A 24,997-nucleotide genomic window follows, 5' to 3' on the forward strand; every position below is an offset into this window, starting at 1 on the left:
CTATGGTCGGAGTCCGTGGCGGTGTCATCCGAATTTCGCACCCGAACCGGTGGGGGCGGGGCGCCGCGGCCGGTGGGGCGGGGCGTCAGCCCAGGTGGCCCCAGAGGAAGGTGAGGGTGCGGCGCCAGGCGATCCGGGCCTGGAGGGCGTCGTAGGTGCCCAGCAGGTTCTCGTCGTTCATGAAGGCGTGCCCGGCCGGGTAGAAGTGGATCTCGGGGCGGACGTCGGTGGCCTCGCCGATCCGGATCGCCGCCTCGTCCACGGCGGCCATCGGGATCGAGCCGTCGAGTTCGCCGAAGTGGCCGAGGACGTGGGCGGTGAGGCCGCGGTAGTCGAAGTCCGGGTCCGCCGGGAGGCCGTAGAAGGGGACCACGGCGGCCACCGCGTCGCCGGCCCGGGCCGCCAGCATCAGGGCGAAGCCGCCGCCCATGCAGAAGCCGACCACGCCGACCGCGTCGCCGACCACGCCGTCCAGCGCCAGCAGGTGGTCGACGGCGCCGCCGAGGTCCTCGACGGCCCGTTCGACCGGGAGTTCGCGTTTGAGCCGGGCCGCCTCGGCGCCGTCGTGGGTGGTGGTGCCGCCGAAGAGGTCGGGGGCCAGCACGGTGAAGCCCTCGGCGGCGAAGCGGTCGGCCATGTCCGCGATGTGCGAGGTGAGCCCCCACCACTCCTGCACCACCACCAGGCCCGGTCCGACGCCCTGCGGAGGGCGGGCCAGGTACCCGTGTGCGGTGCGGCCGTTGCTCGGGAAGCTGACGTTCTGCCGAGGACCGCCCTGGTCAGGCATGGCTTCCTCTCGGTGGGTCGGGCCGTTCGCCGGGTCGGGCCGGGTGCGGCGGGGGAGCGGGAGGGTGCGGCCGGTCAGCCCATCTCCTCCAGGGCGCGGCCCTTGGTCTCCTTGATGCAGAAGGCCACGAACGGGATCGAGAGCAGCGCGAAGGCCGCGTAGATGATGTACGTCGCGGAGAGGTTCCAGTCGGCGAGGTCCGGGAAGCTGACCGTGATCGCCCAGTTGGCGATCCACTGGGCCGAGGCCGCGACCGACAGGGCCAGCGCCCGGATCCGGTTGGGGAACATCTCGCCGAGCAGCACCCAGACCACCACGCCCCAGGAGAAGGCGAAGCAGAGCACGAACACGTGGGCGGCGACCAGGGCGGCGGTGGCGTGGGTGTTGTCCAGGGTCGCGGTGTCGCCGGTGCCGTGCCGGTAGGAGAACGCCCAGGCGGCGGTGGACAGTGCGGCCGCCATGCCGATCGAGCCGGCCAGGGCGAGCGGCTTGCGGCCGATCCGGTCCACCAGGGCCATCGCGATCACCGTGCCGATCACGTTGATGATCGAGGTGGAGAGGCTGATCAGCAGCGAGTTGGACTCGTTGATGCCGACCGACTGCCAGAGGAAGGACGAGTAGTAGAAGATCACGTTGATGCCGACGAACTGCTGGAACACCGAGGCGCCGATGCCGATCCAGACGATCGGCAGCAGGCCGAAGCGGCCGCCGAGCAGGTCCTTGGGCCGGGGCTTGTGGGTGGATTCCAGCACCGCGCGGATCTCGGCGACCCGGGCGTCCAGGTCGACGCCCTCGCCCTCGACCTCGACCAGCACCTTGCGGGCCTGCTCCTCGCGGTGGTCGGCGATCAGGAACCGCGGCGACTCCGGGATGGAGAGCGCCATCAGCCCGTAGACCAGGGCCGGGACGGTCTCGACGCCGAGCATCCACTGCCAGGCCTGGATGCCGCCGAGGTGGCCGGTGGACTCGCCGCCGGCGGCCTGGTTGAGCGCGTAGTTGGCGAGCTGGGAGATGGTGATGCCGAGCACGATCGCCATCTGCTGGAAGGAGGCGAGCCGGCCGCGGTAGGCGGTCGGCGCGACCTCGGCGATGTAGGTCGGCGCGATCACCGAGGCGATGCCGATCGCGACGCCGCCGACCACGCGCCAGGTGGCGAGGGCCTCGATGTTCGGCGGGAACATCGAGCCGATGCCGCTGGCCGCGAACAGCACGGCGGCCAGCAGCATGGTGCGCACCCGGCCGAAGTGGTCGGCCAGCCGGCCGGCGACCACCGCGCCGGCGGCCGAGCCGAGCAGCGCGATGGCCACCACGAAGGCGGTGGTGCCGTGGCCCACCGCGAAGTGCTTCTGGATGCCCGTCACGGCGCCGTTGATCACGGCGCTGTCGTAGCCGAACAGGAAGCCGCCCATCGCGGCGGCCGCCGAGATGAAGATCACGTGCCCGAGGTGGGCCTCGCCGGAGGCCCGCTGGTGGTGGATTGTGGACACGCGCGCTCCCCGGGTGGACGGGCCCGCCCCGACGGCTGGGCAGGACTCGTCTCACATTCGAGCAGCGCGGCGGCCGCCCCGCCCGAGTTGGGGACCGATCGGGTGAAACGGAGTCAGTCGGCGGCGCGCGCGGTGGTCGTGCGCCGCTCCGTGCGCCGTTCGGTGAGCCGTTCTGTGCGCTGCTGCTGGCGCCGTTCCTGGCGCCGTTGGTGGCGTCGCAGCAACTGGGTACGGGCGGCGGCGTCCTGGTCACGACGGAGCGCGGGGGCGTCCGCGCGGGCGGCCAGGCGCCCGGCGATCGCGGCCTGCTCGGCGGCCGGCTTCTTGTCGTCGTACTTGAACTTGGCGCGCACCTCGCGGACCGTCAGGCGGAGCCCGCGCAGGCCGGGCAGCAGCCGGCCGAACTCCGTCCCGCCGGGGACCACCCGGACCTCGGGGGTCTCCGGCTGGAAGTGCGCCAGTTGGCGGTTGAGGATCTCCGCCTTGCCCTCGGCGGACTCCACCACCTCGGCGGTGCAGTGGAAGTGCACCGAGGCGTAGTAGCTGGTGGGCGTGCCGGGCTCGCCGCGCCAGTGGCCGGGGGCGAAGGCGTAGCCGTCGGTGACCGCCAGGGTGACGTTCGGGTCGGCGCGGACGGCGGCCAGCAGCGGGTTGGGCGCGGCGAGGTGGAGCAGGATCTCGCCGCGCTCCTCGTCCAGCAGGAAGTGGGTGGGGACGAGCACCGGGCCCTCGTCGGGGCCGCCGTTGGCGGCGAGCAGGCCGAAGTCGCGGCCCTCGGCCAGCCAGGCGCGCCACTCCTCCTCGTCGCCGCGGTCCCAGGACCTGATCAGCATCGGAGGGCCTTCCTCAGCGGGGGTAGCGGCGCATGTGCGCGGGCAGCGGGATGGTCGGGTCGTGCGGCTCGGGGGCGCCGTAGGCGGTGCTGACCGGGACGAGGCCGGACCAGTACGGCAGGTCGGCGTCGGCCGGGTCGTCGCCGGCGTCGTCCGAGCGGGTCTTCGCCGAGACCTCGTCCAGTTCCAGCCGGATCACGGCGGTGGCGGCGAGCTCCTTGGGGTTGGCCGGGCGGATCTCGCCGGAGCGGCCGGGGACGACCTGGTCGACCAGCGCGGCCAGCGCGACGTCCAGCTCCTCGGGGTCGGTGACCTGGTACGCGGTGCCGTGGGCGACCACCGAGCGGAAGTTCACCGAGTGGTTGAACGCGGACTTGGTCAGCACCAGGGCGTCGACGTGGGTGACCGTGACGCAGACCTGGAGGCCCTGCTCCTCGGCGGCGCCGCGCAGCGGGCGGCTGCCGGTGGAGCCGTGGACGTAGAGCCGGCTGCCGACCCGGGCGAAGACCGTGGGCAGGACGACCGGGGCGCCGTCGACGACGAAGCCGAGGTGGCAGAGGTAGGCCTCGTCGAGGATGGCGTGGATCGCCTCCCGTTCCCAGGTGGCACGGTCCTTGTACCGGGTGGGGGTGGTGCGGGGGGTCCGGGCGTAGTCGGTGCTCTCGGTGCTCTCGGCGCTCTCGGTGTTCTCGGTGTTCGTCGGCGTGGTCGACATGACAACCTCTATGTACTAGTGCATAATCTGGTTTGTGCTAGGAGACTATCCGCTGAAAGGGCGACGCGCCAGCGAAATCGCGGCCCACATCGAACAGGGCGTGAGCAGCGGACAGCTCGCACCCGGAACCCCGCTCCCCCCGCTGCGCGACCTCGCCGTCGAACTCGGCGTCAACCCCAACACGGTGGCCGCCGCCTACCGGCTGCTGCGCGACCGCGGGGTGATCGAGACGGCCGGCCGCAAGGGCAGCCGGATCCTGCCCCGGCCCGCGCTCACCACCCGCGACCAGATCCGCATCCCGGTTCCCGAACGCGCCCGCGACCTCTCCACCGGCAACCCCGACCCGGCGCTGCTGCCCGACCTCGCCCCCGCCCTCGCGGCCGCCGCCGAGGCCGCCAGGGCCGAGCCCGTGCTGTACGGGCAGTCGCGGATCGACCCCGGGCTGCTCGAACTCGCCCGCGGCTCCTTCGAGGCCGACGGACTGCCCGGCGGCCCGATCGCCGTCGCCTCCGGCGCGCTGGACACCATCGAGCGCACGCTCGTCGCCTGGCTGCGCCCCGGCGACGCGGTGGCGGTCGAGGACCCGGGCTGGGGCAGCCTGCTCGACCTGCTGCCCGCGATGGGGCTGCGCCCGCTGCCCGTACGGCTGGACGACGAGGGGCCGCTGCCGGACTCGCTGGCCGCGGCGCTGGCCGACGGGGCCCGTGCGGTGGTGGTGACCAGCCGGGCGCAGAACCCGACGGGTGCGGCGCTCGGCGAGGCGCGGGCCGCGGCGCTGCGGGCCGTCCTGGCCGAGTACCCCGGGGTGCTGCTGATCGAGGACGACCACGGGCACGGCATCGTCGACCAGCCGTACCGGCCGCTGGTCGGCGCGGGGCCGCGGCACTGGGCGGTGGTGCGCTCGGCGGCCAAGGCGTACGGGCCGGACCTGCGGGTGTCGGTGATGGTCGGCGACGAGGAGACGGTCGGGCGGGTCGCCGGGCGGCTGCGGCTCGGCGCGGGCTGGGTCAGCCACCTGCTGCAGCGCACCGTCGCCGAGCTGTGGCGCGCCGACGCGGCGCCGGCCGCGAGCGTGGCCGCCGCCTACCGGGAGCGGCGGGACGCGCTGCTGACGGAGCTGGCGGCGCGCGGCATCGAGGCGCACGGGGCGAGCGGGCTGAACGTCTGGGTGCCGGTGCCGGACGAGACCTCGGCGCTGGCCGCCCTGGTGCAGCGCGGCTGGGTCGCGGCGCCCGGGGCCCGGTACCGGATCCAGTCGCCGCCCGGGCTGCGGTTCACCGTCGCGGGACTCGACCGGGCGGGCGCAAAAGAGCTGGCCGGCGATCTGGCAGCGGTCCTGGGAACGGGCGGTGCCGACACCCGGCTGGTCTGAACCCGTCGGTAACGAAGCGGGAAACCTGCTGCACGTACCTAGCGGTAACCGGCGCGGCCATGCCATCTTTCGTGCGCCACCGGCCGGCGGCCTTCCCTCACGTACGCGTCTTCCCGCCCCCATCCGCGGGGAGACCGAGCCGCAGGAGTTCCGCCGTGCCCGAAAACAGTTCGAGCCGCACCAGCAGCACCCCTGGACTCGGCCGTCGGCTGCTCACCGCAGCCGCCGCCCTGCCGCTGACCCTGGCGGGGCTGGCCCTCGCCGCGCCCGCCTCGGCGGCCCCGGCCGCGCCGGCCGCCGTGCCCGCCGGACCGACCGCGAGCGTCACGCTCGGCGACAGCTACATCTCCGGCGAGGCCGGCCGCTGGAAGGGCAACTCGGCCGACTCCGGCGGGAACCGGACCGGCACCGACCGCGCCTGGAACGGCAGTTCGTACGACCCCTCGCTGGTCTACGGCGCGACGGCGGCCAGCGGGTGCGACCGCTCCGACGTCGCCGAGGTGCTCGGCGCCCAGGGCGTCGCCCAGAAGCAGATCAACCTGGCCTGCTCGGGCGCCGTCACCGGCAACGTCTTCCGCGCCGCCAACGGCGGGCAGTCCCTCAAGGGCGAGGCCCCGCAGGCCGACCAACTCGCCACCGTGGCGGCCCAGAACAACGTCAAGCTGATCACGCTGTCGATCGGCGGCAACGACCTCGGCTTCTCCGGGATCATCTCCAACTGCGTGCAGGACTACCTGATCTGGTACTCCTACTGCCACAGCTCGGCGCAGTCCCAGATCGACTCCAAGATGCCCGCCGCGATGGCCGGGGTGGGCAAGGCGATCGACGAGATCCGGGCCGTCATGACCAACGCGGGCTACGCGCGCTCCGACTACCGGCTGGTGCTCCAGTCCTACCCCTCGCCGATCCCGCGCAGCGCCGAGATGCGCTACCCGGAGAGCGGCTGGAGCCGGTCGGACACCGGCGGCTGCCCGTTCTGGGACGGGGACGCCGACTGGGCGCGCGACTCGATGGTGCCGCAGATCTCCAAGGCGCTGGCGGGGGTGGCGGCCGCCAAGGGGGCGCAGTTCCTGGACCTCTCCAACATGCTCCAGGGCCGTGAGGTGTGCTCCACCTCCGCGCAGCAGCCGAGTGCGGGCTCCGGCCCGTCCGCGACCACCAGCGAGTGGGCGCGCTTCCTGGACGGCGGCCTCAACACCAGCCAGGGCGCGCTCCAGGAGTCGATGCACCCCAACTACTACGGGCAGCAGGCGCTGGGCGCGTGTCTGGGGCAGCTGTGGACCCGGCCGAGCGGCAACTACGCGTGCAACAACACGGCCGGGCGGGACGCGAGCGGGATGTACCTGACGGCGGAGTGAGGCGGGCGTGCCGCCGCCCCTCGCCCGGAGTGTGCGGGCGGGGGGCGGCGGTGCGGTGCTCGGGCGGTGCTCGGTGCGCTGCTCCGGCCGGTGCTCGGCTCAGCCCTTGACTCAGTTCCCGGCTCAGCCCTTGGCGAGCAGGGACTGGGCGTGGGCGCGGACCTGATCCTTCGTCAGATAGGCGTCGGTGTACTCGAAGTCCTGCAGTCGGGCGGGCTGGCGGGCCAGGAAGCCGGTGCGGACGAAGTCGTCCCCGGCGGTCGCGTTGAGCAGCCAGTTCGCCCCCACCCGGAACTTCGCCGCATTGGTGCGCATTGCCATCAGGTGGTAACCGCGGGCCACCAACTGGGCCGGCACACCGCGCAGTTCGATGCCCACCGGCTTGGACACCGCGTCCTTGCCGCCGAGGTCGACCACCAGGCCGAGGTCCTTGTGGTAGTACGGCGCCAGCGGCTGGCTGCGCAGCGAGGCGATCACGTTGTCGGCCACCGCGCGGCCCTGGCGGGCCGAGTGCTGGGCGGTCGGCGGGCAGACCGCGCCGTCGCCCTTGGCCAGGTCGGGGACGGCGGCCGCGTCGCCGAGCGCGAACACGCCCTCGAACTGCGGCACCCGCATCTCCGCCGTCACCGCGAGCCGGCCGCGGACCGTCTCCGCGTCCAGGGTGCCGATCAGCGGGCTCGCGGCCACACCGGCCGTCCAGATCAGGGTGCGGCAGGGGATCACCCGGCCGTCGGTGAACTTGACCGTCTCGGCGCCGACTTCGGCCACCGAGACGCCCAGCGACACCTCGATGCCGCGGCCGCGCAGCACCTCCAGGGCCGCCGTGCCGAGGGCGTCGCCCAGTTCGGGCATCAGCTTGGGGGCGATGTCGATCAGGTGCCACTTGATCTGGCGGGCGTCCAGACGCGGGTAGCGGCGGGCGGCGGCGGTGGTGAGGCGTTGCAGGCAGGCGGCCGTCTCGGTGCCCGCGTAGCCGCCGCCGACCACCACGAACTGCAGCCGGGACTCGCGCTCGCGCTGGTCCAGAGTGGCCGAGGCGAGGTCGAGTTGGGCGATCACGTGGTCACGGACGTAGGCCGCCTCGGCGAGCGTCTTCATGCCGCGGGCGTAGTCGGTCAGGCCGGGGATGTCGAAGGTGCGGGTGACGCTGCCGGGGGCGAGCACCAGGGCGTCGTACTTCTGGGCGACCACCTCGTCGGTGATCTTGCGGACCACGCACACCCGGGAGGCCGGGTCCACGCCGATGGCGCCGCCGGGGACGATGTGGGTGCGGCGCAGGCTCCGGCGCAGGGAGACCGCCACGGACTGGGGGGTGAGGACGCCGGCCGCGACGTGGGGGAGGAGGGGGAGGTAGAGCTGGTAGCTGAACGGCGTGACCAGCGTGATCTCGGCCTCCGACGGCGAGAGCTTGCGTTCGAGGCGGCGGGCGCACTCCAGGCCTGCGAAGCCACCGCCCACGATCAGGATCCGAGGTCGTTCCATCGCTCATCCCTTTGCCGTACAGGTCGTACCGGAAGGCCCCCATTACTGTCCGCCACACTCGCACGGAGCAGCGGGGGCTGCCACCGGGGTGGGGCGGAGGGGGGAGGAGGGGCGGATGGGGGCTCAGGTCGGGGGCCGGGGCGGGGCGGGGAGGCGCGGACCGGTGCGTACGGGGGCGGGGCGGGGCACCGATAGGCTGTCGGTCGTGCTCCCCGAGGTGACGGCGATCCGGTACGTGACGCCACTGCGAGAAGGCGGCTCGATGCCGGGCCTGGTCGAGGCCGACGACCGGCGGCTGTACGCGCTGAAATGGGTCGGCGCCGCGCAGGGCCGGAAGGCGCTGGTCGCGGAGGTGCTGGCCGGCGAGCTGGGGCGGCGGCTGGGCCTGCCGGTGCCGGAGCTGGTGACCGTCGACCTGGATCCGGTGCTCGCGCGCAGCGAGCCGGACCACCAGATCCAGGACCAGATGCGGGCCAGCGGCGGGACCAACCTCGGGATGGCCTTCGTCAGCGGGGCACTGAACTTCGACCCGCTCTGCTTCGAGGTGGACCCCGAACTGGCCGGGCAGGTGCTCTGGTTCGACGCGCTGATCGGCAACGTCGACCGGTCCTGGCGCAACCCCAACCTGCTGGTGGCGACCGGCGGGCTGCGCCTGATCGACCACGGCGCGAGCCTGATCTTCCACCACAACTGGGCCGGTGCCGCGGGCTGGGCGCGCCGCCCGTACGACGCCTCCGACCATGCGCTGCTGCGCGCCCGGCCGGACCTGGCGGCGGCGGACAAGGCGCTCGCGCCGATCGCGGAGGAGGCCGTCGAGGTGGCGGTGGCGCGGATTCCCGAGGTGTGGTTGGTGGACGAGTTCGGTTTCGACTCGCCCGAGGACGTGCGCGCCGCGTACCGCGCCCAGCTGACCGAGCGACTGGCCGGTCCGCGGGACTGGCTGCCGGAGGTGTCCGCATGACCGAGCCGCTGCCGGCCGCGCTGCCGGCCGTCGTGGAGCTGCACGACTACGAGTACGCCGTGATCAGGGCGGTGCCGCGGGTCGAGCGGGGTGAGTGCGTGAACGTCGGGGTGCTGCTGTACTGCCGGCAGAGTGCCCACCTGGGGGCGCGGACCCACCTGGACCAGGCCCGGCTGCTGGCGCTGGACCCGGTCGCGGACGTCCAGGGGGTGCGCCGGGCGTTGCAGGGGATCGAGGCGGTCTGCCTGGGCGGGCCGCAGGCCGGTCCGGCGGCCGCGGACAGCCCCGGGCAGCGGTTCCGCTGGCTGACGGCGCCGCGCAGCGCCGTCGTCCAGCCGGGGCCGGTGCACACCGGGCTGACCGCGGACCCGGAGGCCGAGCTGCGGCGGCTGTTCGACCAGCTGGTGCTCTGACCCTGCCGCTGCGCCCCGCCCCGAACGGGTGGCTGTGAGGCGGCTCGCCGACGGTTGCCGTGGTCAAAGCTTGAGTTACTGAAGCACTCGGCCGTACGCTGGCCCCATGGGTTCGATCTCGACGACGACCGTACCGACCAACGCCGAGCTGATGGAGGCGTTGGCCGCCGTCGGTGCCGCGTACTTCCAGGACTTCGCGGCGGCCGCGGCCCGGCACGGGCTGTCCTCCTCCCAGGCCAAGGCGCTGGGCTCGGTGCAGGAGCCGGTGCCGATGCGCGCGCTGGCCGGGCGACTGGGCTGCGACGCGTCGAACGTGACCGGGATCGTGGACCGGCTGGAGACGCTGGGCCTGGCCAACCGGGAGGCGGCCGCCGGTGACCGCCGGGTGAAGATCGTGGTGATCACGGCCGAGGGCCGGGAGATCCTCAACCGGATCCGCGGCGAGATGGCCCGCACCCACCAGGCCTTCGAGGCGATGACCGACGAGCAGCGGATCGCCCTGCACTCGATCTGCCGGCAGGTGCTGCCCGTCCTGGCCGGCCGGACGGTTGCGCCGCAGTAGCGCCAAGGCTCTACGGGCGTAGCGCGTTGGCGGCTGCAGGGGGCGTGACCTCGGCTGTTAGGCTTGCGAAGCGTGAGCGCGAAGCCCCAGATCCCCAATGTCCTGGCCTCCCGGTACGCCTCGGCGACCCTGGCCCAGCTGTGGTCCCCCGAGCACAAGGTGGTCCTCGAGCGCCACCTGTGGCTCGCCGTCCTGAAGGCCCAGCAGGACCTCGGTGTCGAGGTGCCCGCGAATGCCGTCGCCGACTACGAGCGGGTGATCGACCAGGTCGACCTCGGCTCGATCGCCGCCCGTGAGCGGGTCACCCGCCACGACGTGAAGGCCCGGATCGAGGAGTTCAGCGAGCTCGCCGGCCACGAGCAGATCCACAAGGGCATGACCTCCCGGGACCTGACCGAGAACGTCGAGCAGCTCCAGATCCGCCAGTCCCTGGAGCACGTCCGGGACCGCACGGTCGCCGTCCTGGTGCGCCTGGCCAAGCTGTCCGCCCAGCACTCCGAGCTGGTCATGGCCGGCCGCTCGCACAACGTGGCCGCGCAGGCCACCACCCTGGGCAAGCGGTTCGCGTCGATCACCGACGAGCTGCTGGTCGCCTTCCGCCGCCTGGAGGAGCTGATCGCCCGCTACCCGCTGCGCGGGATCAAGGGCCCGGTCGGCACCGCCCAGGACATGCTGGACCTGCTCGGTGGCGACACCCAGAAGCTGGCCGAGCTGGAGCGCCGGGTCGCCGGCCACCTCGGCTTCGACCACGTGCTGACCAGCGTCGGCCAGGTCTACCCGCGCTCGCTGGACTTCGAGGTGCTCACCGCCCTCGTCCAGCTGGCCGCCGCGCCGTCCAGCCTGGCCAAGACCATCCGCCTGATGGCCGGCCACGAGCTGGTCACGGAGGGCTTCAAGGAGGGCCAGGTCGGCTCCTCCGCGATGCCGCACAAGATGAACACCCGCTCCTGCGAGCGCGTCAACGGCCTGGCCGTCATCCTGCGCGGCTACGCGTCGATGACCGGCGAGCTGGCCGGTGACCAGTGGAACGAGGGCGACGTCTCCTGCTCCGTGGTGCGCCGGGTCGCGCTGCCGGACGCCTTCTTCGCCTTCGACGGCCTGCTGGAGACCTTCCTCACCGTCCTGGACGAGTTCGGCGCCTTCCCGGCCGTGATCGAGGCCGAGCTGGACCGCTACCTGCCGTTCCTGGCCACCACCAAGGTGCTGATGGGCGCGGTGCGCGCGGGCGTCGGCCGGGAGACCGGCCACGAGGTCATCAAGGAGCACGCCGTCGCCTCGGCGCTGGCGATGCGCGCCGGAGCCCGGGAGAACGAGCTGCTGGACCGGCTCGCCGCCGACGAGCGGATCCCGCTGGACCGGGCCGCGCTGGACGCGCTGCTCGCCGACCGGCTGTCCTTCACCGGTGCGGCCGGGGCGCAGGTCGCCGAGGTCGTCCGCCAGGTGGAGGCCGTCGCGGCGGCCTACCCGGAGGCGGCCAAGTACGCTCCGGGTGACATCCTCTGACGCGCCGTTGAACTGACGTGGCGTCAGTTCTCCGACGAGGGCCCTGCCGCCGTTCCGGTGGCGGGGCCCTCGTGCGTCCGGGGGCGGCCCGGGTCGAGCGGCGGGGTGGTGGTGGCGCAGGGCCAGTCGCAGTTCGGCTCGGCCACCGGGCGCTCCTCCTCCGGCGCCAGCACGTTGCCCCGGACGGTGGCGAAGGCGATCAGCCCGCCGGCGGCCAGCAGGCCCGCGCAGATCAGCATCGCGGTGTGGAAGGCGGAGTCCACCGCGGACGGCACCCGGTAGGCGTCGCCGCTCAGTCCGGCCAGGGCCGGCAGGGCGGCCACCGCGAGCAGGCCGGCCGCGCGGGCGGCGGCGTTGTTGACGCCGCTGGCGATGCCCGCGTGCCGCACCTCGACGGCGGCCAGCACGGTGGCGGTCAGCGGTGCGACCAGCAGCGTCATCCCGGAGCCCATCACCGCGACGGCGGGCAGTACGTCCGCCCAGTAGGAGGAGCCGGGGCCGGTGCGCAGCATCAGCAGGACCCCGGCGGCGCACAGCAGCGGGCCGACGGTGAGCGGGACGCGCGGGCCGATCCGCTTGCCGAGCCGCCCGGCGCGCGCGGACAGGGTCAGCATCAGCAGCGTGATCGGCACCAGGGCGAAGCCGGAGACCAGCGGGGAGAAGCCCGAGACGATCTGCAACTGCACCACCAGGAGGAAGAAGACCCCGCTGAACGCCGCGTAGACGCAGAGGGTGACCAGGTTCACGGCGGTGAACAGCCGGGAGGAGAACAGTCCGAGCGGCAGCATCGGGTCGGGTGCGCGCCGCTCGACGGCCACGAAGGCGGCGGCCAGCAGCAGCCCGAGCGCACCGGTGACCCAGACCGCGGGGGACAGTCCCTCCCCGGCGGCGGTGAGCGCGTAGGTGACGGCGCCGAGCGCGAGGGCGGCGAGCAGGGCGCCGGGCACGTCGAAGCGGCCGGCGGCGGACTCGTCCCGGCTCTCCGGGACGTAACGGGAGGTCACCGCGATCACGGCGGCGGCCAGCGGCAGGTTCAGCAGGAAGATCCAGCGCCAGCCGGGGCCGTCCACCAGCCAGCCGCCGAGGAAGGGGCCGACGGCCGCCGACACCCCGCCCAGGCCGGACCAGAGGCCGACCGCCGCCGAGCGGTCGTCCGGGTGGAAGACCGCCTGGAGCATGGCGAGCGAGCCCGGGGTGAGCAGCGCCCCGCCGATGCCCTGGACGGCGCGGGCGGCGATCAGCACGTGGATGGTCGGGGCCGCGGCGCAGGCCGCGGAGGCGACGGCGAACCAGACCACGCCGATCAGGAAGACCCGGCGCCGTCCGTAGCGGTCGCCGAGGGCGCCGCCGAGCAGGATCAGACCGGCCAGGGTGAGCAGATAGGCGTTCAGGGTCCATTGCAGGGAGGCGAGGGAGGCGCCGAGGTCGGCGCCGATCCGGGGCAGGGCGACGTTGACGACGGTGCCGTCGAGCATCGCCATGCTGGAGCCGAGCACGGTCGCGAGGAGTACCCAGCGGCCCTGCGCGGTGCCCAGGCGCAGAGTGCCGGCTTGAGAGGTGGCCACGGGCCGAATCCTGCGCCCGCCGGGGCGCACGTGACAAGGGTCACCGGGTGGTGTGTCGGTCGGTGGCGGTGCGTGAACGGACGGTCGCACGGGGGTGGTGCCCGCGGCGCAGGGTGGTGGATCAGTGGCGCCGGGTGAATGGATCGTGCACTGACCGTGTAGGGGACCATTCGGAGGGTGACAGGGGTGGTGCGGTTTGTTGCCGATTCAAGAGATCGACATTGCTTCACCCGAACGGATGAGTTTTAGTTCAGCGACCGCCCGGCCAGTCCGGACGGATCCACCGGGTGGAACGCCGAGTCCTGCCGCTGCCCGGTGGCTCGCACCGAACTCTGTACGGCAGGAGCGGGGGACCCACAGGTAAGTCGCCGGACCGGAGTTCGCGCCTTTTCGGGCGCGGACCACCAGGGCCGGCTTGGGGTGAAGCCGCGCATGCGGCCGGGCAACTCCAGCCCGAACCCGACAGCTCACCTCGCAGGCGTCGGAGAGGAAAATTCCATGCCTGCACAGGCTCGTCGTATCGCCCTGCCCCGTGCCGCCCGCATCGGCATCGCCACCGCCGTCACCGGCGCCTCGTTCGTCCTGCCGCTCGTGACCGCGATCAGCGCCCAGGCGCACACCACCCCGGCGGCCACCACCGCTCCGGCCGCCTCCGAGGCCGCCGCTCCGGCTGCCGCCCCGGCCGCCCAGCAGAGCTACCGCGTCGTCAGCGGTGACTCCCTGTCGAAGATCGCCGACGTCAAGCACGTCGAGGGCGGCTGGCAGGCGCTGTACGAGCAGAACCGCTCGGTGGTCGGTGCCAACCCGAACCTGATCTTCCCCGGTCAGCAGCTGACCCTCGCCGGTCACGCCGCTGACGCCGCGAAGCCCGCCGCTCCGGCCAAGCCCGCCGCTCCGGCGAAGCCCGCCGCTCCGGCGAAGCCCGCTGCTCCGGCCGGCCAGGACACCTCCGCCGCTGCGGACACCCAGGTGCAGGTCCGGACCGAGGCCGCCAAGCCCGGCGCCCAGCTGCAGACCCAGGTTCAGACCGCCGCCCCGGCCCAGGCCGTCACCGCCGCCCCGGTCGCCGCCACCTCGGGCTACGTCGCCCCGCTCGCCAACCCGGTGCTGGGTGAGGCCTACGGCGTGGCCGGCTCGATGTGGGCCTCCGGCCACCACACCGGCCAGGACTTCGTCGCCGCCACCGGCACCCCGCTGCGCGCCGTCGCCAACGGTGTCGTGGTGAAGGCCGGCAATGGCGGCGCGTACGGCAACGAGGTCGAGATCAAGCTCGCCGACGGCAAGTACGCCCAGTACGCGCACCTGTCCTCGATCGGCGTGAGCATCGGTCAGACCGTCACCGTCGGTCAGCAGCTCGGCCTCTCCGGTGCGACCGGCAACGTGACCGGCCCGCACCTGCACTTCGAGATCCGTACCGGTCCGGAGTACGGCTCGGACATCGACCCGGTCGCCTACCTGCGGGCGCACGGCGTCGCGCTCTGACCCTTTGGGTCCTTCCGCAGGGACGTGTGAACCACCGCTGATGCGGGGCGAATCGACCGCCCGGGATGGTCATGTCGGGTGACCGCTCGACCGGGTGATCGCCGCACCAGTGGACCTGGGCGCGGGACACGCCCAAGGCCGGCCCGGCCGTACGGGACAACTCTCGTACGGCCGGGCCGGCCGCTGCCGTTTCCCGGCTCGGGGGGCGAGTTGGGGCGGGCGGAGGTCAGTTCCGGCGGGCCGGGAGGTCGTGTTCGGCGGCGGTCAGCAGCTCGTGCATCCGGTGGCCGAAGTCCTCGGTGTCGCGGGCGGGTTCGGGGAAGACCAGGCGGACGTCGCGGTGGCCGTGCGAGTGGTCCAGGCGCAGCACCAGGCCGTGGCGGTCCAGGGCGAGCGGGCGGATGTCCGGGCCGTGGGTGAGCAGCGCCGGGTCGAGCAGCCGGGTGAGCAGGTCGAGGGCGTCGGCGTGGTCGTCGGCCAGGTGGGTGAGCAGGGCGGCCTCGTGCCGGGCCAATGGGTCCGGGGCGGCGAGGGCGAGGTCGGCGGCGGTGAGCGCGCCGGTGCCGTACGGGGTGGCGAGGACGGCGTGGGCGACGTCGACCCGGAGGTGGACGCTGAGGCCGTCGTCGGCGAGGTGGGCCAGGTGCAGCCGGCCGGCCAGGGTGAGCCGGGCCCGGATGCGGTCGCGGACCGCCACGGGGGAGACGTCGGTGACGTCGAGCACGACGGCCAGGCCGTCGGTGGCGGTGGCGCTGGCGAGGGCCGCGACGAGCGGGGCGTCCAGCGGGGCGCGCAGGCGCAGTCGGGAGCCGTGGACGGAGACCGGGGTGTCCAGGTCGTGGTGCTCGCCGAGGGCGCGGACGGTGAGCGAGGAGGTCGCGCTGAGCAGGCTGCGGACCCGTTCGGCGGTGGTGGGCTCGGGCACCTCGGCGTCGCCGGCGGTGAGGCTCATGGACGGACCTCCTGTTGGTTAGGTGAGCCTAACCTAATGTCCCTCTGGAGGTGTGGCAAGTGGGCGCGTGGGGCCGTGCAGGCGTGAAGGGGGACGGAGATGTGGCGAGGGTCCGGGCGCGTGGTGGCGTCCGGACCCTCGGGGCGTCGTGGCGGCGGGTCAGGCGACGACGGCCTGGGCGTCGATCTCCACCAGCATCGGCTCCTGCGGCAGTTCGACGAAGATCGTGGTGCGGCACGGCTTCACCCCGCCGGGCTTGACGTTCTCCTCGATGAACTCGGCGTAGACCTCGTTCATCAGCGGGAAGTCGGCGCGCTTGGTGAGGTAGACGCGGAACATCACCACGTCCTCGATGGTGGCGCCGCCGGCCTCGACGATGGCCTTGACGTTCTCCAGGGTGCGGCGGGTCTGCGCCTTCACATCGCCGTGGTGGAGGTACTCGCCGGTCGCCGGATCCTGCGGGCCCTGGCCGGAGACCTGGAGGATCGGGCCCTTGCGGACGCCCTGGGAGAACATCCAGGCGGGGGCCGGGGCGCCGTCGGTGCGGATCTCGATCTTGTCGGAGGACATCGGGGTCGGGGCTCCTTGCGGTGGTGAAGGTTCGCTGACGGTTAGTCAGTTGTGGTCGGGGCGGTTCGTCAATTGTGGTCGGGGCAGCCGCAGTCGGCCGACACGGCCCGGGCCGTCGCGAGCAGCTGCGGGAGCAGGTCCAGCACCTGCTCGTACGGGAGGACGACGTCCGGGACGGAGATGGAGGCGGCGGCGACCACCCGGCCGCTGGCGTCCCGGATCGGGGCGGCGACGCAGTTGATGAAGGCCTCGTGCTCGGCGTGGTCCTGCGCCCAGCCCTGGGCGGCGACCTTCTCCAGCTCGGCGAGCAGCGCCTCGGGCGTGGTGAGGGTGCGTTCGGTGTGCGGGGTGAAGTCGATTCCGGCCACCACCCGGCGGCGCACGGGCAGCGGGAGGTCGGCCAGCAGGACCTTGGAGACGGCGGCGCTGTGCAGGGCGGCGCGCAGGCCGATCCGGGAGTACATCCTGACCGGGTGCCGGGAGTCGAACTTGTCGATGTAGACCACCTCGCCGCCCTCGTAGGCCGCCAGGTGCACGGTCTGGCCGGTGGCGGAGTTCAGCTCGGCGAGGTGCGGGGCGGCGATCCGGCGGACGCCGCGCTGCTCCAGGGCGAGGCCGGACAGGGCGAACAGGCCGGCGCCGAGGTGGTAGCGGTAGGCCGCGTCGCGGTAGACGAACCGTTCCTCCTCCAGGCTCTGGAGCAGCCGGAGCACGGTGGTCTTGTGCACGCCGAGGACCTCGGCCAACTGGTCGAGGGAGCGTTCGCCCTCGCCGAGTTCGGCGAGGATGCGCAGGGCGCGGGTGACGGTCTGACTCATCGGGCTCGTGCTCCGGTCGGGTGGCGGGGGTCGGTGCTCATTGTGCCCGGGCCCGGTCGGCGTGTGCCCCGGCCGCCGTCTGGGCCGGTGTCCTTACCGGCGGCTGAGCCCCGGTCCGAAGCCAGCGGCGGGCGGCGGGTAGGGCCGGGGAGTCGATGCCCTCGGCGCTGACCCGGGTGGCGGCCCAGTCGGCGGGGGAGGCGTCGAGCAGCGCGGTCAGCACCGGGGCGGGCGGCAGCTCGGCCTGGTCGCCGTGCGCGGTCAGCGCGCAGGCCGCGCTCAGGTGGCCCAGCCGCAGCCGTCGGCGCTGGTCCAGGGCGCGGAGGGTGCCGGCCAGGTAGCCGGCCGCGAAGGCGTCGCCCGCGCCGGTCGCCTCCACCACCTCGACGGTCAGGGCCGGTTCGGCGGCGGCGGTGCCGTCCCGCTCCAGGGCGGTGACCAGCCGGGCGGCGTCCTTGACCACCACGGTGGCGGGCGAGGGGAAGCGGCGGCGCAGTGCGGCGGGCTCGTCGGTGCCGAAGGCGGCCTGGGCCTCGTCGGCGCCGAGCAGCAGCAGGTCGGCGGCGTCCAGCAGCGGCGGCAGTACGGCCGGGTCGCGGTCCCGCCAGAGCGCGGGGCGCCAGTTGAGGTCGAAGCTGACCAGCCGCCCGGGGCGGCGGTCGGCGAGCAGGGCGCGCAGCAGGGCGAGGCAGTCGTCGGAGAGCGCGGCGGTGATGCCGGACAGGTGCAGCAGGCGGGCGTCGGTCAGCAGGCCGGCGGCGGCCGGGTCGGTGAGCAGTGCGGGGGAGAGGGCGGCGGCCGCGGAGCCGCGCCGATGGTAGTGCAGCCGGCTGCGGCCGGGGCCGAGGTCGTGCCGGTGGCCGGTGGTGCCGCCGACCTCCTTGAGGTAGAGGCCGGTCGGGCGGTGCGGGTCGACGGCGACGCCGGAGACGTCCACGCCGCGGGCGGCGAGCTCGGCGAGCAGGCGGCGGCCGAAGCCGTCGTCGCCGACCCGGCTGATCCAGGCGGTCGGCACGCCGAGCGCGGCCAGGGCCCCGGCCACGTTGGACTCGGCGCCGCCGACGGACAGCCGGAAGGTGTCCACCGACTCCAGCGGGCCGGGGCGGTCGGGCAGGAGCACAGCCATCGACTCGCCCACGCACACGGCCGTCGGGGGAGGGCCGGGGCGGTCGGGCCCCGGGTGGTCCTGTGGCGGCATCTGCTGGGCTCCTCGTCTGCGGCGGCGGTGTGTCGACCTTGGGCGGTGGGGTTCGACCTCCGTTGACCGTGATCCGGCGCCGATGCTAGAACCGTGTTGCCAGCATGTGCAACCCTCGTTGCACATGTTGCAACATGGCGGATGGAGGAAGACGGTGGAGCAGACCTTCGCGGGCAGTGGCACCTCCGCGAGCAGGGGCACCTTCGCGAGCAGCGGCACCTTCGCGAGCGGCGCGGACGGGCCCGGCATCGCCGAGGGGGCGGTCGCGGCGCTGGCCGACGAGACCCTCGACTGGCGGTTCAAGGCCGCCCCGCCGGAGAGTTGGGGCCGGACCGTCCGCGACTGGCTCGCCACCGGACCGACCCTCTCCTCCCTCGGCACCCCGCTGCTCACCCTCGACGGAGCCGCGCTCGACCACAACGTCCGTACCATGGCCGACTGGTGCGCCAAGGCCGGCGTCGTGCTCGCCCCGCACGGCAAGACCACCATGGCGCCCGAGCTCTGGCAGGCCCAACTCGCCGCCGGCAGCCACGGGATCACCCTCGCCAACCTGCCCCAGGTGCGGGTCGCCCGCGCCTTCGGCGTCCGGCGGATCCTGCTCGCCAACACCCTGCTCGACCCGGCCGGGCTCGCCTGGCTCGCCGCCGAACTGACCGCCGATCCGGGCTTCGGCTTCCTCTGCTGGACCGACTCCACCGAGGGCGTACGGCTGATGGACGAGGCGCTGCGCGCCGCCGGGGCCGAGCGGCCGGTCGAGGTGCTGGTCGAACTCGGCGGCCCGGGCGGGCGGACCGGCGTGCGCGGTGTGGACGCCGCCGTCGAGGTCGCCGCCGCCGTGCTGCGCGCCCCCACCCTGCGGCTGGCCGGCGTCGGCGGCTACGAGGGCGCCCTCGCGCACGATGCCACCGCCGAGGGACTGGCCGCCGTCCGCGGCTACCTGGAAGCGCTCGGCGAGCTGCACGGCCGGCTCGCCGGGGCCTACCCGGACGGCGCGCCGCCGGTGGTGTCGGCCGGTGGCAGCGCCTACTTCGACCTGGTGGTCGAGGAGTTGGCCGCCCTGCCGGAGGCGCTGGTGGTGCTCCGCTCGGGCGCGTACATCGCCCACGACGACGGGTTCTACCGGGGCATCTCCCCGCTCGCCCGGGGCGGCGGGCCGACCCCGTTCCGCGGTGCGCTGCACGGCTGGGCCCGGGTGGCCTCCCGGCCCGAGCCGCAACTCGCGCTGCTGGACGCGGGCAAGCGCGACCTGCCCTTCGACGAAGGCCTGCCCGAGCCGCAACTGGTGCGCGGCGGAGTGGCGTTGACCGGTACGGCGGCCCGGATCACCGCGCTCAACGACCAGCACGCCTTCCTCCGCGACGCGGGCGACCTCGCACCGATCGGCGCGGTGCTGCGGCTCGGCGTCTCCCACCCGTGCACGGCCTTCGACAAGTGGACCGCGATCCCGGTGCTGGACTCGGCGGACGCGGCCGAGCCGAAGATCACCGGGCTGGTCAGGACGTTCTTCTGATGACGACGGGGGAGAGCGCGACCGGCCCCGGCGGGGCGACCGTCTCCGCCGGGGCGACCGTGGTCAAGGGTGCGACGGTCTTCAAGGGGGCCACGGTCGTCGACGGGACGGGCGCCGACCGCTACCGGGCGGACGTGCGGATCGCCGACGGAGTGATCACCGAGATCGGTGCGGGCCTCGGTGGAGGCGCCGTGGTGGACGCCGACGGCCTGGTGCTCGCCCCCGGCTTCATCGACATGCACGCCCACTCAGATCTTGCCCTGTTGCTCGAACCCGAGCACCCGGCCAAGGTCACCCAGGGCGTCACCTGCGAGGTGCTCGGCCAGGACGGCCTGTCCTACGCCCCAGCGGACGACACCACCCTGCCCGCGCTGCGCCGCCAACTGGCCGGCTGGAACGGCGATCCGGCGGGCTTCGACTGGGACTGGCGCGACGTCGGCGGGTACCTGGACCGGATCGACCGCACCCGGGTCGCCGTCAACGCCTGCTACCTGGTCCCGCACGGCGCGCTGCGGATGCTCGCCATGGGCTGGGACAACCGCCCGCCCACCCCGGCCGAACTCGACCGGATGCGCCAGGTGTTGGCGCAGGGCCTGCTGGACGGGGCGGTCGGCATGTCCAGCGGCCTCAGCTACACCCCTGGGATGTACGCCGACACCGCCGAGCTGGTCGCGCTGTGCACCGTGGTCGCGGCCTACGGCGGCTTCCACGCCCCGCACCAGCGCTCGTACGGGAAGGGCGCCTTGGCGGGCTACGCGGAGATGGTGGAGATCGCCCGGCGGTCCGGCTGTGCGCTGCACCTGACCCACGCCACGATGAACTTCGGCGTCAACCGGGGCCGGGCCGGCGAGTTCCTGGAACTGGTCGACCGGGCGCTCGCGGACGGCGTCGACCTCACCCTGGACAGCTACCCCTACCTGCCCGGTTCCACCACCCTGGCCGCCCTGCTGCCGAGTTGGGCGACCGAGGGCGGCCCCGGCGCCACCCTGGCCCGGCTCGCGGACCCGGCCGCGTGCGAGCGGATCCGGTACGCGATGGAGCGGACCGGCAGCGACGGCTGCCACGGCGTGGTCGCCGACTGGGCGACCGTCCAGATCTCCGGCGTTCGCGCGGCCGACCTCGCGCCGACCGTCGGCCGGACGGTCGCCGACCTGGCCGCCGAGCGGGGGGTCGGCGGGACGGAGCTCTTCCTCGACCTGCTGCGTCGCGACGAGTTGGCCACCACCGTGCTCCAGCACGTCGGGCACGAGGAGAACGTCCGGGCGGTGATGCGCCACCCCGCCCACACCGTGGGCAGCGACGGGCTGCTCGTCGGGGCCCGGCCGCACCCGCGCGCCTGGGGCACCTTCCCGCGCTACCTCGGCCACTACGGAAGGGAGTTGGGCGTGCTCACCCTGGAGCAGGCGATCACCCGGATGACCGGCCGGCCCGCCGCCCGGCTGGGGCTGGACCGGCGCGGCCGGATCACCCCCGGGTACCACGCCGACCTGGTGCTGCTGGACCCCGAACGGGTCCGGGACACCGCCACCTTCGAGCAACCCCGGCTGCCCGCCGAGGGGATCGAGTACGTGTACGTCAACGGCACCGCCGTCGTCCGGCAGGGTCGCACCACCGGCGCCCGGCCGGGGCGCGCCCTGCGCCGCACCGATCGAGGAACGGTGGCCCGATGAACGCCACGAACGCTGTGCACAGCACGAACGCACTCTCCGAGCTGCGGAACGACCCGGTGATCGCGGTGGTCCGCGCACCCCGGATCCCGGACGCCGCCGCACTGTGCGCCGCACTCGCCGAGGGCGGCATCAACCTCACCGAATTCACCTACACCACACCGAAGGTGACGGACCATCTGGAGCGTGCATCGGCGGCCGGGTGGCGGGTCGGCGTCGGTACGGTGCTGACCGCCGAGCAGGCCGGGCGGGGGATCGACGCCGGGGCCTCCTTCCTGGTCACCCCCGGCTGCCGGCCCGAGGTCGCCGAGGTCGGACGGGCGCGCGGGGTGCCGGTGGTGCTCGGGGCACTGACCCCTACCGAGGTGGCCCGGGCGGTCGACCTGGGGGCGGCCGCCGTCAAGATCTTCCCGGCCCGGTCGTTCGGCCCCGGCTACTTCAAGGACCTGCGCGGCCCGTACCCCGACGTGCCGTTGGTGGCCTCGGGCGGGGTGAACGCGGGCAACGCGGCCGAGTTCCTGGCCCAGGGGGCGCTCGCGGTGTGCGCGGGGACGGACGTGGTGCCCCCGGCCGTGGTGGAGGCGGGGGACTGGGCGGAGATCACCAGGCGGGCCCGGGCGTTCACCCGGGCCTGCGCGGCGGGAACGTAGCGGCTCCTGCGGAGCGGGGTTCGCGCCGGGTCGGCCCGCCATCGGCCCCGGCGTCGCTCCGGCGGCGGTCCGGCGGCGGTTCGGTGAAGGTGCACGGCGGGCTGTCGGGACGGACGGGATCGGACGAGAATCGATGGCACCCGGATCACCCCGGGCCCCTCGGCCACCGGCCCGGGCGGCCCCCGGACCCGACAGGAGGACCCGCCCCATGACCTCGACCCGCCCCGGCCCCGACTGGTTGGCCGACGCCGTCCTCTACCAGATCTACCCGCAGTCCTTCGCGGACTCCGACGGCGACGGCATCGGCGACTTCGCCGGCATCACCGAGCACCTCGACCACCTCGCCTGGCTGGGCGTGGACACCGTCTGGCTCAACCCCTGCTTCGCCTCGCCGTTCCGCGACGCCGGGTACGACGTCACCGACTACCTCACCCCGGCCCCGCGTTACGGCCGCACCGAGGACCTGGTCGCGCTGGTCGAGGCCGCGCGCGGCAAGGGCATCCGGATCCTGCTGGACCTGGTCGCCGGGCACACCTCCGACCGCCACCCCTGGTTCCTGGCCTCCGCCGAGGACCCGGCCGACCAACGCTACATCTGGTCCGAGCGGCCGGTGGACGGCTTCGTCGCCTCGCCCGGGAGCCGGCCGGGCTGGTACCGGCCGAACTTCTTCGACTGTCAGCCGGCCCTCAACTTCGGTTACGCGCGCTCGAGTTCGTCGGAGCCGTGGCGGCAGCCGGTGGACGCCGAGGGCCCGCGCGCCAACCGGGCGGCCCTGCGCGACATCATGGCGCACTGGCTGGGCCTCGGCGTGGCCGGCTTCCGGGTGGACATGGCGTACTCGCTGGTCAAGGACGACCCGGGCCGGGTGGAGACCGCCAAGCTCTGGACCGAGCTGCGCGACTGGCTGGACCGCACCCACCCCGAGGCCGCGCTGTTCGCCGAGTGGGGCGAACCGGCCGCCGCCGTCGCGGCCGGGTTCCACGCCGACTTCTTCCTGCACTTCGGCGGGGACGACCACGGCCTCCCGCTGCGCTCGCTGTGGAACAACGGCGGTGGGACGGTCGAGGAGTTCTGGCAGCAGGGCCCGTGCTACTTCGAGGCCGAGGGGCGCGGCACCCCGCGGACCTTCCTGGACGCCTGGCGCTCCGCCGCCGAACTCACCGAGGGCAACGGGCACATCGTGCTGCCCACCGCCAACCACGACTTCTCCCGGCTGGCCACCGCCCCGCGCTCCGGGGAGCAACTCGCCCCCGCCTTCGCCTTCCTGCTCACCTGGCCGACCCTGCCCGCCGTGTACTACGGCGACGAGATCGGCATGCGCTACCTGCCCGGGCTGCCGGACGTCGAGGGCAGCATGCTCGGCCCGCGCTTCAACCGGGCGGGGTCGCGGACCCCGATGCAGTGGACGCCGGGCCCCTCGGCCGGGTTCTCGACGGCCGCGCCCGAGCGGTGCTACCTGCCGCCGGACCCGGACCCGCACCGCCCGGACGTGCTCTCCCAGCGCGCCGATCCGACCTCGCTGCTGCACACCGTCCGGCGCCTGATCGCGCTGCGCCGCGCCCACCCGGGGCTGGGCGCCTCCGGCGGGGTGGAGGTACGGCAGGCCGGGTACCCGCTGGTGTACGTGCGGTCCGGGCGGTACCTGGTGGCGGTGAACCCGCGCCGGGAACCGGGGACGGTCCGGTTGGCGGACCTCCCGGGCGGGGGTGCGGTGCGGCCGCTGGAGGTGCAGGGGGTGCGGGTCGTGGACGGCGAGCTGCGGGCCGAGGGGTTCTCGTACGGGGTGTTCGAGCTGGGGTGAGCCAGGCCTGAGCCGGGCCTGAGTAGGGTCTGAGCCGGGTCTGAGCCGGGCCGCCGGGGCATTCTTCGGCGGCCCGGCTTCCGGGCAGCTTTCGATCCGCGTCTGATAGTTGTAAGCTACATCCATAGATGGTTGCATTTACCACCGGTATTGGTTGTATTTGCCATCGTCATCGAAGAGATCGCCGGAGGACGGTACGAACGCCATGAGCACACCCCAGACCCTCACCGCAGCGCCCACCCCGGGCCACTCGCTCAAGCACCTCGCCGTCCACCTGCTCACCCCACTGCTGATGTGCCTCGGCATGGCCCTCGCCTACCAGGGCGCCTTCCACCAGCCCGAGCCCCACCACCTCAAGGTCGCCGTGGTCGGTTCCGGCCCCCAGGCCCAGGGGCTGGCGCAGACCATCCAGGGCAAGGCCGGTGCCGCGCTGGACGTCCGGACCGTCGCCGACCGCCCCGCCGCCGAGCAGCTGCTGCGCGACCGCGACCTGGTCGGCGCCTTCGTCCCGGACGCCAGGACCCCCGAGCTGATCGTGGCCAAGGGCAACTCCGACACCTCGGTGGTGGCCGCCACGGCGGTGTTCACCAACGTCACGGACAAGCAGGGCGTCCCGCTGCACGTCACCGACCTGACCACCCCCGCCGAGGGCGACCCGACCGGTCAGGGCCTGTTCTTCCTGCTGGTCGCGCTGAGCATCGGCTCCTACGCCAGCGTCGCGGTGATCGGCGCGGCCGGCGCCGGGCTGCCGATGCGGATCCGGGCCCTGGTGGGCGTGGTCGTCTCGCTGGTGGTCAGCGTGATCGGGATCGCCACCGCCGGGCCGCTCTTCCACGTGGTCGATCACGACTACGCCGCCGTCTGGGCGCTCGGCTGGCTCTACTCCGCGGGCATCGTGCTGATCGGCATCGGCCTGCACAGCTTCCTGAAGAAGTGGACCACGCTGACCCTGATGGTGCTGTTCGTGATGCTCAACTTCACCTCCTCCGGCGGCATCTACCGGCCCGAACTGCAGAACGGGTTCTTCGGGGCCTTGCACGGCTTCTGGACCGGGGCCGGCTACCTGGAGGGCGCGCGCGACATCCTGTACTTCGACGGCGGCGCCGGCCTCGGCGGGCACGTGCTGACCCTGGTGGTCTGGCTGCTGCTGGGCGGGGCGGCCCTGGTCGCCGCGACGGCGTACGAGGGCCGGGGGCGCCGCGCGGTGGCGGCGCGGACCGAGGCGGAGGCGGAGGCCGAGGAGGAGATGGAGGAGGCGGTCGCGGTCTGAGGACCGTACGCCCGAAGGGACTTCACCCGGTGCGAGGGCAT

At 73.8% G+C, this 24,997-nt stretch carries 22 protein-coding genes and 1 riboswitch; of the genes, 12 read left to right on the forward strand and 10 right to left on the reverse strand.

Going from position 1 to position 24,997, the window contains the following annotated elements; translation table 11 throughout:
* Positions 1–85: 85 nt before the first annotated feature.
* The 4 genes from ACIQWA_RS38160 to ACIQWA_RS38175 all read right to left on the reverse strand — a co-directional run bounded on the left by ACIQWA_RS38160 (position 86) and on the right by ACIQWA_RS38175 (position 3,822).
* The gene (locus ACIQWA_RS38160; protein ID WP_402490996.1) at positions 86–787 is read right to left on the reverse strand and encodes a dienelactone hydrolase family protein; all 702 of its coding nucleotides are present in this window, start codon (positions 785–787) and stop codon (positions 86–88) included.
* Between the two features lie 74 nt (positions 788–861).
* The gene (locus ACIQWA_RS38165; protein WP_402490999.1) at positions 862–2,274 is read right to left on the reverse strand and encodes a sugar porter family MFS transporter; all 1,413 of its coding nucleotides are present in this window, start codon (positions 2,272–2,274) and stop codon (positions 862–864) included.
* 113 nt (positions 2,275–2,387) lie between these two features.
* Positions 2,388–3,107 carry an FMN-binding negative transcriptional regulator gene (locus tag ACIQWA_RS38170; RefSeq protein WP_402491002.1) on the reverse strand — a complete coding sequence of 240 codons (720 nt, stop codon included), beginning with the start codon at positions 3,105–3,107 and terminating at the stop codon, positions 2,388–2,390.
* A gap of 13 nt (positions 3,108–3,120) precedes the next feature.
* Positions 3,121–3,822: a pyridoxamine 5'-phosphate oxidase family protein gene (locus ACIQWA_RS38175; protein ID WP_402491005.1), complete on the reverse strand. Its 702-nt coding sequence runs from the start codon at positions 3,820–3,822 to the stop codon at positions 3,121–3,123.
* 34 nt (positions 3,823–3,856) lie between these two features.
* On the opposite strand from ACIQWA_RS38175, the gene ACIQWA_RS38180 reads away from it, so the two are divergent.
* The gene (locus ACIQWA_RS38180; protein ID WP_402491008.1) at positions 3,857–5,194 is read left to right on the forward strand and encodes an aminotransferase class I/II-fold pyridoxal phosphate-dependent enzyme; all 1,338 of its coding nucleotides are present in this window, start codon (positions 3,857–3,859) and stop codon (positions 5,192–5,194) included.
* A gap of 155 nt (positions 5,195–5,349) precedes the next feature.
* Positions 5,350–6,552 (forward strand): GDSL-type esterase/lipase family protein, encoded by a 1,203-nt coding sequence (locus ACIQWA_RS38185; RefSeq protein WP_402491010.1) that lies wholly within the window; start codon positions 5,350–5,352, stop codon positions 6,550–6,552.
* A gap of 123 nt (positions 6,553–6,675) precedes the next feature.
* Here the strand turns inward: ACIQWA_RS38185 and ACIQWA_RS38190 are convergent, their stop codons facing one another.
* Entirely contained in the window at positions 6,676–8,034 is a 1,359-nt protein-coding gene (locus ACIQWA_RS38190) for an NAD(P)/FAD-dependent oxidoreductase (protein ID WP_360242350.1), read from the reverse strand.
* Between the two features lie 205 nt (positions 8,035–8,239).
* Between ACIQWA_RS38190 and ACIQWA_RS38195 the strand changes: the two genes are divergently transcribed.
* The 4 genes from ACIQWA_RS38195 (at position 8,240) to purB (ending at position 11,473) form a co-directional block, all read left to right on the forward strand.
* A complete protein-coding gene (locus ACIQWA_RS38195; protein ID WP_402491014.1) occupies positions 8,240–8,995 on the forward strand; it encodes a HipA family kinase in 756 nt (251 codons plus the stop codon).
* Entirely contained in the window at positions 8,992–9,408 is a 417-nt protein-coding gene (locus tag ACIQWA_RS38200; RefSeq protein WP_402491017.1) for a DUF3037 domain-containing protein, read from the forward strand. The genes ACIQWA_RS38195 and ACIQWA_RS38200 overlap by 4 nt, the downstream gene beginning before the upstream one ends.
* A gap of 106 nt (positions 9,409–9,514) precedes the next feature.
* Positions 9,515–9,970: a MarR family transcriptional regulator gene (locus ACIQWA_RS38205; RefSeq protein WP_360242359.1), complete on the forward strand. Its 456-nt coding sequence runs from the start codon at positions 9,515–9,517 to the stop codon at positions 9,968–9,970.
* Between the two features lie 72 nt (positions 9,971–10,042).
* Positions 10,043–11,473 (forward strand): adenylosuccinate lyase, encoded by a 1,431-nt coding sequence (purB, locus tag ACIQWA_RS38210; RefSeq protein WP_360242361.1) that lies wholly within the window; start codon positions 10,043–10,045, stop codon positions 11,471–11,473.
* A 23-nt stretch (positions 11,474–11,496) separates the two neighbouring features.
* On the opposite strand, the gene ACIQWA_RS38215 is transcribed toward purB, so the two are convergent.
* The gene (locus ACIQWA_RS38215; protein ID WP_402491073.1) at positions 11,497–12,954 is read right to left on the reverse strand and encodes an MFS transporter; all 1,458 of its coding nucleotides are present in this window, start codon (positions 12,952–12,954) and stop codon (positions 11,497–11,499) included.
* Positions 12,955–13,351: 397 nt separating this feature from the next.
* A riboswitch (cyclic di-AMP (ydaO/yuaA leader) is annotated at positions 13,352–13,534 on the forward strand.
* Between the two features lie 2 nt (positions 13,535–13,536).
* Between ACIQWA_RS38215 and ACIQWA_RS38220 the strand changes: the two genes are divergently transcribed.
* Positions 13,537–14,520: a peptidoglycan DD-metalloendopeptidase family protein gene (locus ACIQWA_RS38220; protein WP_402491022.1), complete on the forward strand. Its 984-nt coding sequence runs from the start codon at positions 13,537–13,539 to the stop codon at positions 14,518–14,520.
* Between the two features lie 226 nt (positions 14,521–14,746).
* Here ACIQWA_RS38220 and ACIQWA_RS38225 read toward each other — a convergent pair whose 3' ends face one another.
* The 4 genes from ACIQWA_RS38225 to ACIQWA_RS38240 form a co-directional block, all read right to left on the reverse strand.
* Positions 14,747–15,472, reverse strand: a complete 726-nt coding sequence (locus tag ACIQWA_RS38225; protein WP_402491025.1) for a DUF2470 domain-containing protein — start codon at positions 15,470–15,472, stop codon at positions 14,747–14,749.
* Positions 15,473–15,631: 159 nt separating this feature from the next.
* Positions 15,632–16,042, reverse strand: coding sequence for a RidA family protein (locus tag ACIQWA_RS38230; protein ID WP_402491028.1), 411 nt, complete (start codon positions 16,040–16,042; stop codon positions 15,632–15,634).
* Between the two features lie 68 nt (positions 16,043–16,110).
* Positions 16,111–16,860 (reverse strand): IclR family transcriptional regulator, encoded by a 750-nt coding sequence (locus ACIQWA_RS38235; protein ID WP_360242376.1) that lies wholly within the window; start codon positions 16,858–16,860, stop codon positions 16,111–16,113.
* A 37-nt stretch (positions 16,861–16,897) separates the two neighbouring features.
* Positions 16,898–17,986, reverse strand: coding sequence for a sugar kinase (locus tag ACIQWA_RS38240; RefSeq protein WP_402491031.1), 1,089 nt, complete (start codon positions 17,984–17,986; stop codon positions 16,898–16,900).
* A 226-nt stretch (positions 17,987–18,212) separates the two neighbouring features.
* On the opposite strand from ACIQWA_RS38240, the gene ACIQWA_RS38245 reads away from it, so the two are divergent.
* From ACIQWA_RS38245 to ACIQWA_RS38265, 5 genes are all read left to right on the forward strand, one after another.
* Positions 18,213–19,568, forward strand: coding sequence for an alanine racemase (locus tag ACIQWA_RS38245; protein WP_402491034.1), 1,356 nt, complete (start codon positions 18,213–18,215; stop codon positions 19,566–19,568).
* Positions 19,568–21,238 (forward strand): amidohydrolase family protein, encoded by a 1,671-nt coding sequence (locus tag ACIQWA_RS38250; RefSeq protein WP_402491037.1) that lies wholly within the window; start codon positions 19,568–19,570, stop codon positions 21,236–21,238. Before ACIQWA_RS38245 ends, ACIQWA_RS38250 begins: the two co-directional genes overlap by 1 nt.
* Positions 21,235–21,885 carry a bifunctional 4-hydroxy-2-oxoglutarate aldolase/2-dehydro-3-deoxy-phosphogluconate aldolase gene (locus ACIQWA_RS38255; protein WP_402491040.1) on the forward strand — a complete coding sequence of 217 codons (651 nt, stop codon included), beginning with the start codon at positions 21,235–21,237 and terminating at the stop codon, positions 21,883–21,885. The genes ACIQWA_RS38250 and ACIQWA_RS38255 overlap by 4 nt, the downstream gene beginning before the upstream one ends.
* A gap of 208 nt (positions 21,886–22,093) precedes the next feature.
* Complete coding sequence (locus ACIQWA_RS38260; RefSeq protein WP_402491043.1) at positions 22,094–23,686, forward strand: alpha-amylase family glycosyl hydrolase; 1,593 nt, start codon at positions 22,094–22,096, stop codon at positions 23,684–23,686.
* A 205-nt stretch (positions 23,687–23,891) separates the two neighbouring features.
* A complete protein-coding gene (locus tag ACIQWA_RS38265; RefSeq protein ID WP_402491046.1) occupies positions 23,892–24,956 on the forward strand; it encodes a hypothetical protein in 1,065 nt (354 codons plus the stop codon).
* The last annotated feature ends 41 nt before the right edge of the window (positions 24,957–24,997 follow it).

This window comes from Kitasatospora sp. NPDC098652, assembly GCF_044760155.1.
Lineage (GTDB): Bacteria > Actinomycetota > Actinomycetes > Streptomycetales > Streptomycetaceae > Kitasatospora.

Bases quoted from the DNA above. Each gene is read 5' to 3' on its own strand.
- ACIQWA_RS38265 (WP_402491046.1), top strand. From the start codon at position 23,892: ATGAGCACACCCCAGACCCTCACCGCAGCGCCCACCCCGGGCCACTCG.
- ACIQWA_RS38205 (WP_360242359.1), top strand. From the start codon at position 9,515: ATGGGTTCGATCTCGACGACGACCGTACCGACCAACGCCGAGCTGATG.
- ACIQWA_RS38225 (WP_402491025.1), bottom strand. From the start codon at position 15,472: ATGAGCCTCACCGCCGGCGACGCCGAGGTGCCCGAGCCCACCACCGCC.
- ACIQWA_RS38160 (WP_402490996.1), bottom strand. From the start codon at position 787: ATGCCTGACCAGGGCGGTCCTCGGCAGAACGTCAGCTTCCCGAGCAAC.
- ACIQWA_RS38220 (WP_402491022.1), top strand. From the start codon at position 13,537: ATGCCTGCACAGGCTCGTCGTATCGCCCTGCCCCGTGCCGCCCGCATC.
- ACIQWA_RS38215 (WP_402491073.1), bottom strand. From the start codon at position 12,954: ATGGCGATGCTCGACGGCACCGTCGTCAACGTCGCCCTGCCCCGGATC.
- ACIQWA_RS38255 (WP_402491040.1), top strand. From the start codon at position 21,235: ATGAACGCCACGAACGCTGTGCACAGCACGAACGCACTCTCCGAGCTG.
- ACIQWA_RS38200 (WP_402491017.1), top strand. From the start codon at position 8,992: ATGACCGAGCCGCTGCCGGCCGCGCTGCCGGCCGTCGTGGAGCTGCAC.
- ACIQWA_RS38190 (WP_360242350.1), bottom strand. From the start codon at position 8,034: ATGGAACGACCTCGGATCCTGATCGTGGGCGGTGGCTTCGCAGGCCTG.
- ACIQWA_RS38235 (WP_360242376.1), bottom strand. From the start codon at position 16,860: ATGAGTCAGACCGTCACCCGCGCCCTGCGCATCCTCGCCGAACTCGGC.
- ACIQWA_RS38260 (WP_402491043.1), top strand. From the start codon at position 22,094: ATGACCTCGACCCGCCCCGGCCCCGACTGGTTGGCCGACGCCGTCCTC.
- ACIQWA_RS38175 (WP_402491005.1), bottom strand. From the start codon at position 3,822: ATGTCGACCACGCCGACGAACACCGAGAACACCGAGAGCGCCGAGAGC.
- ACIQWA_RS38240 (WP_402491031.1), bottom strand. From the start codon at position 17,986: ATGGCTGTGCTCCTGCCCGACCGCCCCGGCCCGCTGGAGTCGGTGGAC.
- ACIQWA_RS38250 (WP_402491037.1), top strand. From the start codon at position 19,568: ATGACGACGGGGGAGAGCGCGACCGGCCCCGGCGGGGCGACCGTCTCC.
- ACIQWA_RS38230 (WP_402491028.1), bottom strand. From the start codon at position 16,042: ATGTCCTCCGACAAGATCGAGATCCGCACCGACGGCGCCCCGGCCCCC.
- ACIQWA_RS38170 (WP_402491002.1), bottom strand. From the start codon at position 3,107: ATGCTGATCAGGTCCTGGGACCGCGGCGACGAGGAGGAGTGGCGCGCC.